Origin of the sequence: Streptomyces sp. NPDC002785 (assembly GCF_040295565.1) — a bacterium.
GTDB lineage: Bacteria > Actinomycetota > Actinomycetes > Streptomycetales > Streptomycetaceae > Streptomyces.
In genome coordinates this window covers 1-1,467 of record NZ_JBEOVN010000426.1, presented here as the reverse complement: position 1 = coordinate 1,467, position 1,467 = coordinate 1, and the positions used below count along the sequence as shown (strand labels likewise).

1 protein-coding gene is annotated in these 1,467 nt (G+C 71.3%); it reads left to right on the top strand.

Annotation, left to right across the window (positions count from 1 at the left end; translation table 11 throughout):
- Window positions 1–1,467: polyketide synthase dehydratase domain-containing protein (locus ABTZ94_RS37530; protein WP_502967383.1), on the top strand; the 1,467-nt coding region annotated here is incomplete at both ends.

The following is a 1,467-nucleotide window of genomic DNA, read 5'->3' as shown; positions in this document are numbered from 1 at the left end:
CTCAACGGTCCGCAGTCTGTGGTGATCGCGGGGGATGAGGACGCAGCCGTTGCGATCGCGGCCGGCTTCGAAGCGCAAGGCCGCAAGACGAAGCGCCTGACGGTCAGTCATGCGTTTCACTCGCCCCGCATGGATGGCATGTTGGAGGCATTCCGCGAGGTCGCGGAGGGTCTGTCGTACGAGGCTCCGCGCATTCCGATCGTGTCCAACCTGACCGGTGCGCTGGTCTCTACCGAGGAGATCGCCAGCCCCGATTTCTGGGTCCGGCACGTCCGCGAGGCCGTCCGCTTCCTCGACGGCATCCGCACACTGGAGGACCAGGGCGTCACCACCTTCATCGAGATCGGTCCCGACGGGGTGCTGACCGCCATGGCGCAGGAATGCGCCACCGGCGAGGACACGGTGTTCGCCGCCGCGCTGCGCAAGGGGCGCGGTGAGGCGGAGTCGCTGGTCGGCGCGCTGGCGCGGGCGCATGTGCGTGGCGTGAAGGTGGACTGGGCGGAGTACTACGCGGGGACAGGCGCCGCGCGGACCGAGCTGCCCACGTATCCCTTCCAGCGCCAGCGATACTGGCCGAAGGTGTCCTCGCTGTACCTCGGTGATGTCGCGGCCGTGGGACTCGCCCGGACCGGGCACCCGCTGCTCGGGGCGAGCGCGGAGCTGCCCAACGACGACGGGGTGCTCTTCACCAGTCGGCTGGCGCTGTCCACGCACCCGTGGCTGGCGGACCACACCATCATGGACACGGTCCTGCTGCCGGGCACGGCCTTCGTGGAACTGGCCATCCGGGCCGGTGACCAGGTCGGCTGCGAGCACCTCGAAGAGCTGACGCTGGAGGCTCCGCTGGTGCTGCCGGAGCAGGGCGGCATCCAGCTGCGACTGTGGGTCGGCGCGGCCGACGAATCCGGCCGACGCCCGCTGGCCTTCCACTCCCGTCCGGAGAACCTTGCGGCCGAGGAGCCGTGGACCCGGCACGCCAGCGGCGTGCTGGCTGCCTCTGCCGCCACGTCGGAGCCGATGTTCGAGCTGAGCGCCTGGCCTCCGGCGGGCGCGGTCGAGGTTCCGGTCGAGGACCGGTACGCGCACCTGCTGGACGTCGGCTTCGCGTACGGCGCCGCTTTCCAGGGCCTGCGCAGGGCATGGCGGCGCGACGGCGAGATCTTCGCCGAGGTGCTGCTGCCCGAGGACGCGCGGGCCGCCGAGTTCGGTCTGCACCCGGCGCTGCTGGACTCCGCGCTGCATGCGCTGGGTCTCGGCGGCCTTGGGGGTACCGAGACCCAGGGCCGGCTGCCGTTCGCCTGGGCCGGAGTGTCACTCCACGCCAGCGGCGCCTCCAGCCTGCGCGTCCGGATGGCCGCGACGGGTGGTGACGGCGAAACACCCTCCCCCGCCGATTCGGTTCGGGGACCGGGGACCGGATCGGCCATCGGTCCCGCGATGTTGGCGTCGGACCGCAAGGATTCACTC